Raw genomic sequence first — 14,912 nt, 5'->3', positions numbered from 1 at the left:
CTATTTAAAATCACACGTTTGCACTAAATTAGCGTAAACATGTGCAATGAGTTTAGGTATAATGCCCAACTGAGTTTAAAAACGATCTATTACAGAAAGCAATGCGTAATGTGCTGCTAAATAGTGTTGGAATAATATTTTGGCACTACTTTAACTAATTTTTAGTTATAACAGCACAACAAAGTACGCAGACAATGAGGCAAAGATGAGCGACGTTACCACAGCTGAATTTAACGAAGACGGTAAGTATATTCGTAAAATCAGAAGTTTTGTTTTACGCGAAGGCCGTTTAACCAAAGGTCAATCTCAAGCAATTGAAGCACATTGGCCAGCAATGGGACTTGATTATACTCCACAAGCGTTGGAGTTAACTCAAGTGTTTGGTCGCGATGCTGATACCGTATTAGAAATCGGTTTTGGTATGGGGGCATCATTAGTGCAAATGGCAAAAGCTGCCCCAGAACAAAACTTTATTGGCATAGAAGTGCATAAGCCAGGCATTGGTACGTGTCTTTCTGAGGCTGGTGCTGCTGAAGTGACTAACTTACGTGTATATCATCACGATGCAATGGAAGTGCTAGAGCACAGCATTGTTGATGGTTCACTTGAGCGCGTACAATTGTTTTTCCCTGATCCATGGCATAAAAAACGTCATCATAAGCGCCGGATTGTGCAAGCCGAGTTTGTACAACTTATCCGCCGTAAGCTTAAAATTGGTGGTGTGTTTCACATGGCAACCGATTGGGAGAATTACAGCGAGCATATGTTAGAAATAATGAATGCCGCAGAAGGTTATAAAAATCAATCAACAACTGGTACAGTTGTCGAACGTCCAGAGCATCGTCCACTTACCAAGTTTGAGGCAAGAGGCCACAGACTCGGTCACGGCGTATGGGATATCATGTTTGAGCGTACTGCTTAATCACAACTACACTTTCAGCAATCGGAGAATACACCATGGCGCAAAATCGTAGTCGTCGTTTACGTAAAAAATTACGAGTTGATGAGTTTCAAGAATTAGGCTTTGAAATCAACTGGACTTTTGATGAGTCTGTTTCTGAGGCAGATATTGATAACTTAGTAGATCAATTTCTTGTTGAAGTCATTGAACCTCGTCAATTAGGTTTCCACGGTGGTGGACACAAGCAATGGGAAGGTATTATTGCTACCCAAGCTATCGGTAAATGTACTGATGAAGATACCGCTGCAGTGAATGCATTCTGGAAAGACAAGCCTGTATCTAACCTAGAAGTCAGTGACTTGTACGATATCTGGTGGGGTTAAGCTAAATTGCCTGAGCAATTATTACTTCAAGAAGCTGTCGATAAAGTAAGATCGCTATTGGGTAAAGGCAAGGTTGCAGGATATATTCCTGCTCTTGCCTGCGTTGACCCTAATAAAATAGGGATTGCAGTTACCACTGTTGACGGTCAAACAATTGGTGCGGGTGATTACCTCGAACCGTTTTCAATTCAAAGTATTTCAAAAGTCTTTAGCCTTACCCTGGCACTTAATTTATATACCGAAGATGAAATTTGGAGTCGTGTGGGTAAAGAACCCTCAGGACATTCATTTAACTCGCTGGTACAGGTCGAATTAGAGCGTGGTAAACCTCGAAACCCTTTTATTAATGCAGGTGCACTTGTCATTGCCGACTTGTTGCAAGCTCGTTTAGGGGCGCCTAAACATCGAATGCTCGAAGTGGTACGTCAATTGAGTCAAAACCCGACATTATCTTACGATAAAGTCGTGGCGGATTCTGAGTTCCAGTTCAGTGCTCGTAATGCATCTATTGCCTATTTAATGAAGTCATTTGGTAATTTTGAGGGCGACGTCAATACCGTGCTTAAAAGCTATTTTCATTACTGTGCATTAAGAATGAATTGCGCTGATTTATCCCGTGCGATGTTCTATTTGGCTAACCGCGGTAAAACGCTTGATGGCGACAGCTTAGTGTCACCAGTGCAAACTAGGCAACTCAATGCTTTACTCGCGACATCTGGATTATACGATGGCGCAGGAGAGTTTGCTTATCGAGTGGGAATGCCAGGTAAAAGTGGCGTGGGTGGAGGCATTATTGCCGTAATCCCTGGTGATATGTCTATTTGTGTATGGTCTCCTGAATTAGATATCAATGGAAACTCCTTGGCCGGTACGGCTATGTTAGAGCAGTTAAGCCAAAAGTTAGGCCGTTCCATTTTTTGATGTAACCTCTCTAAATTAATTATTATTGAGATTCGTAAAATAGACTACTTTTTGGTTTATTTTACGAATACACTTCCGCTATCACCCATCCATCAGTTAACTCATTAACTCTATATTTGTTTTATCTATTAAAAATCATCGAGTTAACTTTGTTGGCATAGCTTGTGCTTTATAACACTCATATTCGACCTTATTATTGATATTCGTATAGCAAAAGGATTTTTATCATGACCAAACAGAAGTTGATTTGTGGTGTAGCGTTAACCAGCATGTTATTCACTGCAGGGGCGTTGACGCCAGCTATGGCAAAAATGTCAATTAATGATGAAAAGTGCAATGTGACATTAAACTATGACGTTACCGTTGAACCAAAAAAATTGCAGATTAGTGATAATGGATCCGAGAAATATCGCGTTGAACTGGATCAACTGTATGTAGACGGTAAAAAGGTTACCTTAAACGCTAAGCAACAAACATTGCTCACTCAATATTCTGATGAACTATCTCGTCAGGTTCCAGAGGTAATTGATTTGGTCGGTGATGTTGTAGTAATGGCATCTCAGGCGGTTAATATGGCATTAACTCCAATATTTGGCGATGCCACTGGTAGCCAAATTGATAAGCTCATGACTGGGATACAAAAACGCATTGACACCATGGCGTATCAGCAAGGCGATAAGTTTTATTTAGGTTCAACAGAGTCTTCAATTGAACATGCATTTAATGAAGAGTTTGAGCAAGAGATAGAACAAATGGTCACCAACTCAATGGGATCATTAATGATGACATTAGGTAGCCAGATTATGTCTTCTGAAGGTGGTTCATTTGAAGAGAAAATGAATACCTTTTCACAAAAAATGGATAATGTCGGTAAAGACATCGAGCAACAGCTTGAATCGCAATCACAAGGCCTTGAACAACGAGCTGATAAAATTTGTGATAATTTTGAAGGATTATTAGTGTTAGAAAGCCAAGTTCGTAAAGACATACCAGAACTTGCACCTTATACATTAGCTAAGTTAGGCGAACTAAAAGATTAAATTTATTTTGTTCAACCTGTCTTCCCGGACACCTGACCTTCCCCTGTGCTCTTTTTGAAGACACAGGGGCTTTTTTTTTGTGCCAATTCTAGCGGCTTTACCGCTATAGCTAGTGTTGCTTTGTTCTGATAAAAAAATTGTCAATTATAAATATAGAGCCATAGAAGCTTTTTTTGTTATACTCGTGACAATTATTACAAAATTACACTCTACTTTAGATGTGGTTATATTTCAGAATCTTCATTTGTTGGTGTTGATTAACGGTATTAGTTTGTTTTGATGTTCATTTGGTAGCATCAATCATAATATCTGAATGTTGATATTGACGCTTAACAAGGTTTAGTTACCAGCAATGGCTAACAGATATCTGGAATTTTTATTAATGTCGTAACCAGCTTAAGGCGACTTTCATGTTAGAACTGTTAGAACCTATCGCAATTTTTACTCATGTTGCACGTGCAGGAAGTTTTAGTGCTGCAGCCAGACGTCTTGGCATTTCTAAATCTAAAGTAAGTACTCAAGTTGCAGATCTTGAACATAAACTTGGCGTGCAGCTTATTCAGCGTACAACCCGCAGTTTAAGCCTTACTGAAGCCGGCAATTTATTGTATCTCCAAGGCGAAGAGCTCCTTCGTGATGCAGAGCAGGCCGTTTCAAGTGTTCACAACTTAAATGATGCAACTCGTGGTGTATTAAAAGTTGGGATATCGCAATCATTTGGCACCATGCATATTATTCCAGCTTTACCAGCATTTATGGCAAGGCATCCAGAGCTTGAACTACAAGTTAGCTTACTTGATCATAAGGTCGATGTCGTCAGTGAAGGCTTAGATCTACTGTTAACCATGTCTGAGCAATTGCCGCTGGGTATGGTGGCAAGACCGTTAATGAAATGTCAGTTCTTATTAGTCGCCTCACCGGGTTATATTGCGCAACATGGTAACATTAGCCGACCTGAACAGTTAGTTGAGCACAATTGCTTGGTGTATCAAGGCGAGTGGCATGAGCACAGTATGTGGCAATTTAAAAAGGGCGAAGACTATTGCGAAATTGGTGTGTCAGGCAATTTCCGTGTCGATAATGCACCAGCATTGAAATCGGCCGCAGTGAGTGGTTTAGGCATTGTATATTTAGCCAGTTACTTAATGGAAGATGAAATTGCTCAAGGGACATTGGTACCTTTGTTACCTGATTGGCAGTTGACTCACAACCTTCCATTACAAGCTGTGTATCCTCGTCGTAAGCATCTAGCTCCCAAAGTCAGTGCGTTCATTGATTTTATTAAAACGCACATTAGTAGCCCACCTTATTGGGATGCTAAGTTCGACCATTTGTATAAACTTCGTAAGTAAAAGTGGAAACATTGTTTCTATTTTAAAACAAAGCCGCGACTTACCTTGCGGCTTTGTTTTAAGTGTTTGATTTTAAATTGCTTAAGGAGTTGATTGATTAGTTTATTAGTAAGTTTCTAATCAAGGGGTTAGCGATTTACATTTGTTAACTAGTTGAACTCTGTTCTGATATCAATACAATGGTAGTTAGTTGATTCGAAGTGATTTGAACCCTGCGTTTTTCTGAGAAATGACCCCTTTTCAGTTGGGCGTACAAATCGGCAAGGTAGCAAATTTTGAATCAGTGTTGGCAATGGTTTTCGAACTAAAATAATGCCAACCTTAAAACCATCATCCTAATTTATTTGGTTTACCCCAGACTTTGTTCTGGGGTTATTTTTTTGTGAAATTTGACAAAAAAACGGCAACCTCAGTCAGGTTGCCGTTTTATGTTAGTTCGAGTGGATTAGTTATTGAAAATTACCGTGATTGAACCTGTTTAATCCACTTGTTTACTTGCTCTTCAAGTATGTCTAATGGCAATGGACCATTTTTAAGAATTACAGTATGAAATTCGCGAATATCAAACTTAGCTCCTAGTGCCTTTTTAGCCTGCTCACGTAGTTGTAGTATTTTAATCATTCCCACTTTATACGCTGTCGCTTGTGATGGCATAACAATATGGCGTTCAACCATTTTTATCGCATCAGATTCAGCGTTGGGAGTATTCTCAACATAATAGGTAATAGCCTGTTCACGAGTCCATTTTTTTGCGTGTATCCCAGTATCAACCACTAAACGGCATGCGCGCCATAGCTCCATCGATAAACGGCCAAAGTCAGAGTATGGGTCGGCATATAAGCCCATTTCTTTCGGGAAATATTCTGAATAAAGTCCCCAACCTTCAATATAAGCCGTGTAACCACCAAATTTACGGAATTTTGGAATACCTTGCAGTTCTTGTGCAATAGCAATTTGCATGTGATGCCCTGGAATGCCTTCATGGTAAGCAAGTGCTTCCATTTGATACTTTGGCATCGCTTCCATTTTGTATAAATTAGCGTAATAGCTTCCTGGGCGAGAACCATCTGGTGCAGGTTGGTCGTAAAATGCTTTACCTGCTGACTTTTCTCTAAACGCTTCTACCTTTCGTACTACTAATTCGGCTTTAGGCTTAATAGTAAACACTTCATCTAAACGAGACTCCATAGTATCGATCAGTGATTTTGCTTGAGCCAGATATGCCGTTTTGCCTTCATCAGTTTCTGGGTAATAAAATTGTTTATCATCGCGCATGAACACAAAAAACTCTTGTAAGCTGCCGGCAAAGTGTACTTTTTTCATAATGATCCGCATTTCATCATGAATTCGCTTCACTTCAGATAAGCCAAGATCGTGTATCGTGTCTGCGGTCATGTCGGTTGTGGTGGTACGTGCTAGAGCGTTATTGTAAAACGCTTCTCCATCAGGCAGTTTCCAGGCTCCATCTTGAGTATCGGCGCGAGCTTCAAGTGACTTGGTGTAGGTTATTAATTGCTCATAGGCAGGTTTTACCTTAGTCAGTAGAGCTTGCTTAACTTCAGCTAGTAATGCTTTTTTACTGTCATCAGTTATATCGAGTTTATTTATTTTACGTGTCGCATCAGCCCATAATGCACTGTCTTTTCCTGTATCTGTAAATGGGGCGCCAGTGATAATGTTTTTGCTATCAGAAATTACGTATGGGAATACAAATTTTGGCGCAATGATATGTTTTTTAGCGCGAATTTCTAACGAGGTTTCTAATTGTGCCAGTAGTGTTGGTATGGCGTTCAAACGGCTAATATAGGCTTTAGCATCACTTTCATGGGTAACCTGATGTTGATTAATCAGAAATGAAGCCACTACAGAATGGACTCCATACATTTGGTTAATCGGATAAGTGTGATAACGCCATTTATCATCGCTAATGCTGTGTTCTAACCCAGCTTTTAACAGTTCATAACTGAGGGCCGCTTGTTCATTTAATTTGTTGGCATCAAGGCTCGTCAATCTTGTGAGTTGCTGTTTACTGCGGGCTAAATCTGCATCGGCAGCAGCGTCAGACAAGTCATTCCACTTGCCGTAATCTTGTTTTATGCCAAGGTAAGTTTGATTGACTGGATTTGCCATCACATTTTCCATAAAAATGGCTTCAAACAATGCGTTGGCTTTTTCTGACTCGGTTTGTTGGCTTGATGTCGCTGTACTTTCTTGTTGGCTCAATTGCGGCATGTTGTGCAAGTTCGCAATGGCTGAAGCGCTTAATAAACTTGATAACGCGACAGCAACGAGAGTTGTTTTAGTTTTAATAGACATTGATATCTTCCCAAAGTACCTAAGTTATAGGCGCATATCCTAATCAAGCTTTGTCTAAAAGTGTGAATAGAAATGTTAGAAAGTGTGTATTTAAGGTAAGTGGAATGTAGTGGTAGAAGCCGATTTTCTGATTATTGGCTCGCAGTTTCCGGATTAAAAAGTAAACTGCGAGTCATATTGTTTTTTTAAATCGGCTGATTAAGTTAAATAAATTGAGACAGCAAATCATTTACAAACATGTGGCCTTTAGAGGTCAATTGCCAATGTGTTGTGGTTTCTGTCAATAATCCCCGTTCAATTGATTTTTGCATTCCCAGCTTTACCACCTCGGCCGATTGACCTGTACGTTGCTCAAATTCAGTTTTAGGGATTGGAGTCATTAATCTTAGACGGTTCATTAAATATTCTAACGGACGGTCTTCTTCAACGACATCTGTGGTTTCAAAGGTATATTTATCCGCAGCGAGGTAGCCCTTAGGGTGTTTTATTTTTACGGTGCGCACAATCCGATTTGAGTCGGGGAGAGTGATCTTACCGTGGGCACCGCAACCGATGCCAAGGTAGTCGCCAAACTGCCAGTAATTAAGATTATGGCGACATTGGTATCCCTGTTTGGCATAGGCCGATATTTCGTATTGCTCATAACCTAATGCCGCTAAGCGCTGCTGACCTTGCTCGTAAATTTGCCACAGGTTCTCATCATCTGGTAATTGTGGCGGTTTTGAATGAAACAAGGTATTGGGTTCAATGGTGAGTTGATACCAAGAAAGATGCGGTGGGGCTAAAGCTGTTGCTGTGTCGATATCATGCATGGCTTCGTCAAAGCTTTGGTTTGGTAAACCGTGCATTAAGTCGAGATTGAAACTTAAATAATCTGCTTGTTTGGCTTTTTCTGCCGCCACTTTAGCTTCATCTTCATTGTGGATACGTCCTAGCAGATTAAGTTTTTCTTTTGAAAAACTTTGCACCCCAATAGATAAGCGCGTGACACCCGCAGCACGATAGGCACTAAAGTCGTCGTGCTCTAATGTACCTGGATTGGCTTCCATGGTGATTTCAATATTATCTTCAAAAGGGATTAATGCTTGTGCGCCTTCAAGTATGCGTTGAATTTGGCTAGCGTCAAATAACGATGGCGTGCCACCGCCGATAAAGATGGTATGCACCTTTCTACCTTGAACATAAGCCAAGTCTTGTTTTAAATCGTCCAGTAACGCATCGACATATTGTTGCTGTGGTAACTCACCATTTTGGCCATGAGAGTTAAAATCGCAATAAGGGCATTTTTGCACGCACCAAGGAATATGGATATACAAGCTAAGAGGTGGAAGTTGCAATGTCATTTATTGATGACCGCCAGAAGTATTGTTCGATAAAATAATACCTTGGGCTTTCATGGCACTCACTAATAACTCAAGTGCTTTGCCTCGATGACTATGGGCATTTTTCTGCTCACGAGTTAACTCAGCTGCCGAGCAATCAAAACCTTGTGGAATAAACACTGGGTCATATCCATGGCCTTGTTCGCCTTGTGGGGCATGGTTTATTGTTCCTTCCCATGAAGCCTGGCAAATTATTGGCGTGGGATCTTTTGCGTGACGCATATACACAAGTACACATTGGAAACGGGCACTTCGAAGTGTTTCACCTTGCAATGCATCAAGTAGCTTGAGGTAGTTGCTAGTTTCAGTTGCACCAGGACCAGAATAGCGTGCCGAGTAAATCCCTGGTTGGCCTTGTAGTGCATCAACTTCAATGCCTGAGTCATCTGCAATTGCAGCCTTACCCGTTATTTCAGCGGCATGGCGAGCTTTAATAATGGAGTTTTCTACAAATGTAGTGCCTGTCTCTGCAACCTCTGTCACGTTAAATTGATTCTGTGGTAATACTTCAATATTAAATGCTGTCAGCATTTGATCAAATTCGGCAAGTTTGCCTTTGTTGCCACTGGCAAGAACAATTTGTTGTTTGGCTAAGGTATGCATAAGTTTTTTAGATGAGGGTAAATTTGCCGTCATTATACTCTAACTACCCCGCGATAGGCTATTGCAAGCGATGACAAGCGGTAACGGCGATGAAAAGCGATAACAAGCAGTAACAGCGGTAGCAAGAGATAATGGCGTTAACAAACGATAGCAAGTATGACGAGCGAACGCTGCACTTTTTGCTTGTATAAGATCTAGCCGCGCTCTAGGCTCTTTCGCTCGATATAGCTCTTTCGCTCGATATAGCTCTTTCGCTCGATATCGAGATTTTAGGCCTTAATCTACATAGAACTTTTGTTTGAATTTCAATGAGGTGTTTAGCTGGTTGCCGTACTTAATGGCAATTGTGAAATTGACCTCTTGGTCATCACGATATGGCACTTCTGCTATGTAATAGATAGAATTTCCTTCACGGATCTCTTTAAAATCAAGCGTTATGCGGGCATCTAGTAAGTTATTAGCTATACCTGATATTTCAACAGGGATAGCAGGGTTCCCTTCTAGATTAGTATTGAGCACGGTAATGTTCACCAATCCATTGTAACTGCTACGTTCAATTCCGTAGGTTTTGGCTATTTCAGGAGTAATAAAGGTGCTACTGAGCGCCATGTAATGAATATCAAAATGACCAACTTGTAGTTTTTGCTCTGCATGAGCATAGCCAATACTGGTGATGGTTATGAGTGACAACAATAACATGTGTAATAATGAGCGAGATAAACGCAGAGAATGAAACATAATTTTGTCCTTAATGGGCGTGAGCAATAACATTATTATAGAGAAATCGGTGACAAAAGGGCGGCTATTTCTGGCGGAATAACCTGAGGTTGGCATATTCTAATTTGTTTATGACGACCTTGTTCACCTTTAATGATATGAACCTGACTTTTGGCTACTTTACAGGATTTTGCAAGATATTTAGACAGATAAGCATTTGCTTTACCATCAATAGGTGGTGCTGTGATGGCTATTTTTAATTCGTTACCGTGCAAACCGACAATTTGATCGCGGCTGGCTTTGGGTTGCACATAAACAAAAAGCAGCAAGTCACCTTGCTGCTCATCGTTAATATAGCTTACTGGATTCATTAGTTAGGTTTGTTCTAAATCTAAATAATTGACCAAAAAGGAATATATTGCGCGCACAACATGTTAATGAAATTCATCGCAATAAATACCACTAATACAGATAAATCCAAGCCACCAATAGCAGGCAGTACTTTGCGCACTGGGGCTAAAATAGGTTCTGTTAATTGGGTCATCACCATCACAATTGGGTTATAACCTTGGTTAAACCAGCTCAATACTGCACGGATAAGTAACATCCAAAAAAGTAACACGCCAGCTTGTTTTACGACAGATATCACTGAGAATAATAGTAAAGTAACAATATCTACAGTTGCCCCTGCAATGAAAGTAAGCACTAACATTTTGACCAACACGACAATCAGGGCCAGTACCATTGATGAAGTATCAAAACGTCCTACTGAGGGTAATAGTCGACGCATTGGTGCGATAATCGGTTGTGTCGCCTTAACCACAAATTGGCTAAATGGATTATAAAAATCCGCTCTTGCAAGCTGTAGCCAAAAACGAAGAATGACGACCATTAGGTATAAGTCAAACAGAGTGTTGACTAAAAAACTCATTGCATTCATGTATGTTGCCTTACGTTGATGTGATTTAGTGCTTAATATTGTACTTAAATTAGAGCGCAGATTTGAGTGTAAATTAGTACTAAAATTAACTGCGCTAATATTTAACGATACGATTTACTGAGTGACCAATATAACGGATTATCACTCAAATTTGGTGTTTATAAGTTCAGTTTTACGCAACTATTTTACACCAAAGGGATTAATCATAAGTTAAATAATCGTTCATCTCATAACGTTAGAATGTTTTAGCCATTTCTTGGGCTCTAGCAACACAGTTTGTCATCGCTTTATCAACCAATTCAACTAACCCGCCTTGTTGGAATGTTTCAACTGCTCTAGCCGTAGTACCGCCTTTTGACATTACATTTTGACGTAATTCGGTTACCGATAACTGTTGGTTTTGTATCACCATCTGCGCAGCACCCAATGCTGCTTGCTCAGCAAGGAGTCTTGCTTTGTCTTCAGCCATACCCATGTTGACGCCAGAGGCGATCATAGACTCGATAAACAAGAAAAAATAAGCAGGAGAGCTACCAGCAAGTGCTATTACTTGATCTAATTCCGGTTCTTTATCAACCCAAACCACTTTACCGCCGCTTTGCATTAAGGTTTCGCAAATTGCTTTATGCTCGGCAGAAATACTGTCATCGGCATAAATACCAGTCATACCATAGCCAATTTGAGTTGGAGTATTAGGCATAGTGCGAATAAGTTTTATCGGTTGTTTAAAGTAGTCTTGATAACGAGACGCTGGAATACCTGCAGCGATAGTGATGATTAACTTATTGGCTAAATCGAGTGAACTTAAGTCTTCACAAACGGCCGCCATTAATTGAGGTTTTACACTTAGCACGATTACATCGGCAGCTTGTGCGGCTGCATGATTATCGTGAGAAACTTGAATCGAAAAATCTTGCTGCAACGCATCTAACTTACCTTTGCTTGGATTGGTTGCGTGAATAAGGTCACTAGGATAGCCATGCTTAACTAAGCCACTAATAATGCTACGAGTCATATTGCCCGCACCGATAAAACATACTTTTGCTTGAGTCATTAAGTCTGTATCCAATAAAAGAGTGAATTTATGTCCAATTACTGTGTATGTTACCTAATTCAGCCCTAGGACGCTACGCTTCTAGGGTCGCTACGTACGTCCTGCTAGGATCTAGGGCGTGACTTCGTCACTGCTAGGATCGCTACGCTTCTAGGGACCGCTTCGCTGCTTGATTTAGTCACTTCGCGAGTAGGCTGTTGATTTTATAGCATCTAGCCGCGAAGCGACCTAGCAGCGAAGCGTTCTAGGCTGTTGCTATAGATTTTATAGCTTCTAGCAGCGTAGCGCTCTAGGCTGTTGATTTTATCTTTCACCAAAGATCGCACTGCCGATGCGTACCATGGTTGAGCCATTAGCGATGGCGATGTCCATGTCGCCGCTCATGCCCATTGATAGAGTGTCAACGCTAGGATATTGCTGCTTAAGTTGGTCAAAAATTTGCTTCAATTGGCTAAATTCTTGTTGTTGAAGTTGTATGTCATCAGTTGCCGTTGGGATAGCCATTAATCCGCGTAATTTAAGATTGCTTAAGGAAGCAATAGCAAGTGCTAACGTGGCGACATCTTCAGCATTAACGCCCGATTTAGATTGTTCCTGGCTAATATTAACTTGAATACACACGTTTAATGGCGGCTTGTCATTTGGACGTTGCTCATGTAAACGTTGGGCTATTTTGGCGCGACTTAAGGTATGCATCCAATCAAAATGTTCGGCAACAACTTTGGTTTTATTCGATTGCAGCGGGCCAATAAAATGCCACTCAATATCAGGATAATCTGCCTGTAAGGCATTAATCTTAGTTTCGCCTTCCTGGACATAGTTTTCGCCAAATAGACGTTGCCCCGCTTGATAAGCTGCAACTATGTCACTAATGGGTTTGGTTTTGCTCACAGCAAGTAGGCTTATTTCGGCCGATGAACGTGAACACTTTTGCGCCGCTTGACTAATTCTACTCTGGGCGATTGATATTCTGTCTGCTATTGTTGTCATAATGTTGGTTAACTGGATGTCTCTACAATGGAAATCACTGAATTACTCGCCTTTAGTGTAAAACACAAAGCATCAGATCTACATCTTTCAGCAGGCGTTTCTCCTATGATCCGCGTTGACGGTGAGGTAAGGAAAATTAATTTACCTGCGTTAGATCATCAAGGCGTTCATAGTCTTGTCTATGACATCATGAATGATAAACAACGTAAAGACTATGAAGAACATCTAGAAATCGATTTTTCATTCGAAGTGCCTAATCTGGCGCGTTTTCGTGTTAACGCATTTAATCAGTCCCGTGGCGCTGGCGCGGTATTCCGTACCATTCCTTCTGAAATTTTGTCTCTTGAGCAACTTGGCGCACCAGAAATATTTAAAAAAATCGCCAGTTATCCACGTGGATTAGTATTAGTAACCGGGCCTACCGGTTCGGGTAAATCAACCACATTGGCTGCGATGGTCGATTACGTTAATGAAAATCGACATGACCATATTTTAACCATTGAAGACCCGATAGAATTCGTTCATCAGAACAAACAATGCTTAATCAACCAGCGTGAAGTACACAAACACACACACAGCTTTAATGCTGCCCTAAGAAGTGCATTACGTGAAGATCCAGATGTTATTCTTGTGGGTGAAATGCGCGACCTTGAAACCATTCGTTTAGCCATGACCGCCGCTGAAACGGGTCACTTAGTATTTGGTACTTTGCATACCACCTCAGCCGCAAAAACCATTGACCGTGTGGTCGATGTATTCCCAGAAGGTGAAAAGAGCATGGTCCGCACCATGTTGTCTGAGTCACTTCAGGCGGTTATTTCACAAACATTGATCAAGAAAATTGGCGGTGGTCGAGTGGCTGCTCATGAAATTATGATGGGTACACCAGCGATTCGAAATCTTATTCGTGAAGATAAAGTTGCACAAATGTATTCAGCTATTCAAACCGGTATGTCTCACGGTATGCAAACTCTGGATCAATGTCTGCAAAACTTAGTCAATCGTGGGTTAATTACCCGTGAAGATGCGATGCAGAAGAGTTCGAATAAACAAGCTAATTTCTAAGGAACTGGGATCATGGATGTTCGTCCGTTTTTAAATATGATGGTGGAAAAAAAGGCGTCAGATTTATTTATCACTGCTGGTTTTCCACCCAGTGCCAAAATTGACGGGGAGCTACGTCAACTATCCGAAAATCGATTAACACCAGAGCAATCATTAGTGTTTGTTGAGTCGTTAATGAGTGATGTCCAAAAGAAAGAGTTTCATGACACAAGCGAGTGCAACTTTGCATTTGCGGCTAAAGATTTAGGGCGTTTTCGCGTCAGTGCCTTTTGGCAACGTGAATCAGCCGGTTGTGTTATGCGCCGTATCGAAACTCAAATTCCTGAAGTCGATGATTTAAAACTGCCCCCTATTTTGAAAGATTTGGTCATGAGTAAGCGTGGTCTTATCATCATGGTGGGTGGGACTGGTACAGGTAAATCGACTTCGTTGGCAGCGCTGGTGGGATATCGAAATGCTCATGCTCGCGGACATATTCTGACCATTGAAGACCCTGTTGAGTTTGTACATAACCATCGTAAAAGTATAGTTACTCAGCGTGAAGTGGGTATTGATACCGACTCATTTGATGCCGCACTTAAAAGTTCACTGCGTCAAGCGCCAGATGTCATTCTGATTGGTGAAATTCGTACTCAAGAAACCATGGAATTTGCGTTGTCATTTGCCGAAACGGGTCATTTATGTATGGCAACCTTACACGCAAACAATGCTAACCAGGCTCTCGATCGCATTATGCATTTAGTACCGGAAAGCAAACACAACCAGTTGCTATTTGATTTGTCGTTAAATTTACGTGGCATTGTGGCGCAACAGCTTATTCCTAAATCTGACGGAACTGGTCGTCGCGCTGCCATTGAAGTGTTAATCAATACTCCCCGAGTGGCCAGTTTGATTGCTAAAAATGAGTTGCATTTACTTAAAGAAACCATGGGTAAGTCACGCGAGCAAGGGATGCAGACTTTTGACCAAGCATTGCTAGATTTATATGTAGAGGGTGAGATTAGTTACGCCGATGCATTACATCATGCCGATTCGCCTAATGATTTACGTTTAATGATTAAATTGCGAAATAACGAAGCAGCTTCTTCAGGGTCAATGGAAGGCATTACCCTCGACATGGATTAGTGATGATTTGAGCCAGTAAATGAGTGGATTATCAATCGACCCATTTTTTATGAGAGGCCGTAAGCTACATCTTACGGCCTTTTTTGTTATAATGACCGTTATGATTGTTATAATTACTGCTGT

Annotated in this window: 15 protein-coding genes; 7 read left to right on the top strand and 8 right to left on the bottom strand. The window is 40.9% G+C overall.

Going from position 1 to position 14,912, the window contains the following annotated elements:
* The first annotated feature begins 205 nt into the window (after positions 1 to 205).
* From trmB to EGC86_RS00885, 5 genes are all read left to right on the top strand, one after another.
* Positions 206 to 922 (top strand): tRNA (guanosine(46)-N7)-methyltransferase TrmB, encoded by a 717-nt coding sequence (gene trmB, locus EGC86_RS00905; RefSeq protein ID WP_011638320.1) that lies wholly within the window; start codon positions 206 to 208, stop codon positions 920 to 922.
* Between the two features lie 35 nt (positions 923 to 957).
* Positions 958 to 1,284, top strand: coding sequence for a YggL family protein (locus EGC86_RS00900; RefSeq protein WP_011638319.1), 327 nt, complete (start codon positions 958 to 960; stop codon positions 1,282 to 1,284).
* A gap of 6 nt (positions 1,285 to 1,290) precedes the next feature.
* Positions 1,291 to 2,205, top strand: a complete 915-nt coding sequence (gene glsB / locus EGC86_RS00895) for a glutaminase B (protein ID WP_059744111.1) — start codon at positions 1,291 to 1,293, stop codon at positions 2,203 to 2,205.
* 227 nt (positions 2,206 to 2,432) lie between these two features.
* Entirely contained in the window at positions 2,433 to 3,245 is an 813-nt protein-coding gene (locus EGC86_RS00890) for a YggN family protein (RefSeq protein WP_123776355.1), read from the top strand.
* Between the two features lie 410 nt (positions 3,246 to 3,655).
* Entirely contained in the window at positions 3,656 to 4,597 is a 942-nt protein-coding gene (locus tag EGC86_RS00885) for a LysR family transcriptional regulator (RefSeq protein WP_011638316.1), read from the top strand.
* A 459-nt stretch (positions 4,598 to 5,056) separates the two neighbouring features.
* On the opposite strand, the gene EGC86_RS00880 is transcribed toward EGC86_RS00885, so the two are convergent.
* The 8 genes from EGC86_RS00880 to EGC86_RS00845 form a co-directional block, all read right to left on the bottom strand.
* Positions 5,057 to 6,913, bottom strand: a complete 1,857-nt coding sequence (locus tag EGC86_RS00880; RefSeq protein WP_123776354.1) for a DUF885 domain-containing protein — start codon at positions 6,911 to 6,913, stop codon at positions 5,057 to 5,059.
* 203 nt (positions 6,914 to 7,116) lie between these two features.
* Positions 7,117 to 8,256, bottom strand: coding sequence for a radical SAM family heme chaperone HemW (hemW, locus tag EGC86_RS00875; RefSeq protein WP_123776353.1), 1,140 nt, complete (start codon positions 8,254 to 8,256; stop codon positions 7,117 to 7,119).
* Positions 8,257 to 8,931 (bottom strand): RdgB/HAM1 family non-canonical purine NTP pyrophosphatase, encoded by a 675-nt coding sequence (gene rdgB / locus EGC86_RS00870; protein WP_123776352.1) that lies wholly within the window; start codon positions 8,929 to 8,931, stop codon positions 8,257 to 8,259.
* Positions 8,932 to 9,174: 243 nt separating this feature from the next.
* Positions 9,175 to 9,597 carry a DUF4426 domain-containing protein gene (locus EGC86_RS00865; RefSeq protein ID WP_165872337.1) on the bottom strand — a complete coding sequence of 141 codons (423 nt, stop codon included), beginning with the start codon at positions 9,595 to 9,597 and terminating at the stop codon, positions 9,175 to 9,177.
* 74 nt (positions 9,598 to 9,671) lie between these two features.
* On the bottom strand, positions 9,672 to 9,986 hold the full coding sequence (gene yggU, locus EGC86_RS00860) for a DUF167 family protein YggU (RefSeq protein ID WP_123776350.1): 315 nt from the start codon (positions 9,984 to 9,986) through the stop codon (positions 9,672 to 9,674).
* Between the two features lie 20 nt (positions 9,987 to 10,006).
* Positions 10,007 to 10,555: a YggT family protein gene (locus tag EGC86_RS00855; protein WP_011638310.1), complete on the bottom strand. Its 549-nt coding sequence runs from the start codon at positions 10,553 to 10,555 to the stop codon at positions 10,007 to 10,009.
* Positions 10,556 to 10,790: 235 nt separating this feature from the next.
* Positions 10,791 to 11,609, bottom strand: a complete 819-nt coding sequence (proC, locus tag EGC86_RS00850) for a pyrroline-5-carboxylate reductase (RefSeq protein WP_011638309.1) — start codon at positions 11,607 to 11,609, stop codon at positions 10,791 to 10,793.
* 303 nt (positions 11,610 to 11,912) lie between these two features.
* Positions 11,913 to 12,599 (bottom strand): YggS family pyridoxal phosphate-dependent enzyme, encoded by a 687-nt coding sequence (locus EGC86_RS00845; RefSeq protein WP_123776349.1) that lies wholly within the window; start codon positions 12,597 to 12,599, stop codon positions 11,913 to 11,915.
* A 27-nt stretch (positions 12,600 to 12,626) separates the two neighbouring features.
* On the opposite strand from EGC86_RS00845, the gene EGC86_RS00840 reads away from it, so the two are divergent.
* Positions 12,627 to 13,664, top strand: a complete 1,038-nt coding sequence (locus EGC86_RS00840; RefSeq protein ID WP_011638307.1) for a type IV pilus twitching motility protein PilT — start codon at positions 12,627 to 12,629, stop codon at positions 13,662 to 13,664.
* Positions 13,665 to 13,676: 12 nt separating this feature from the next.
* Positions 13,677 to 14,789, top strand: coding sequence for a PilT/PilU family type 4a pilus ATPase (locus EGC86_RS00835; protein WP_123776348.1), 1,113 nt, complete (start codon positions 13,677 to 13,679; stop codon positions 14,787 to 14,789).
* Positions 14,790 to 14,912 lie beyond the last annotated feature (123 nt).

The organism is Shewanella frigidimarina, from assembly GCF_003797125.1.
GTDB classification, from domain to species: domain Bacteria; phylum Pseudomonadota; class Gammaproteobacteria; order Enterobacterales; family Shewanellaceae; genus Shewanella; species Shewanella frigidimarina.
The sequence above is the reverse complement of the archived record's forward strand: the minus strand, read 5'-3'. Positions and strand labels throughout refer to the sequence as shown.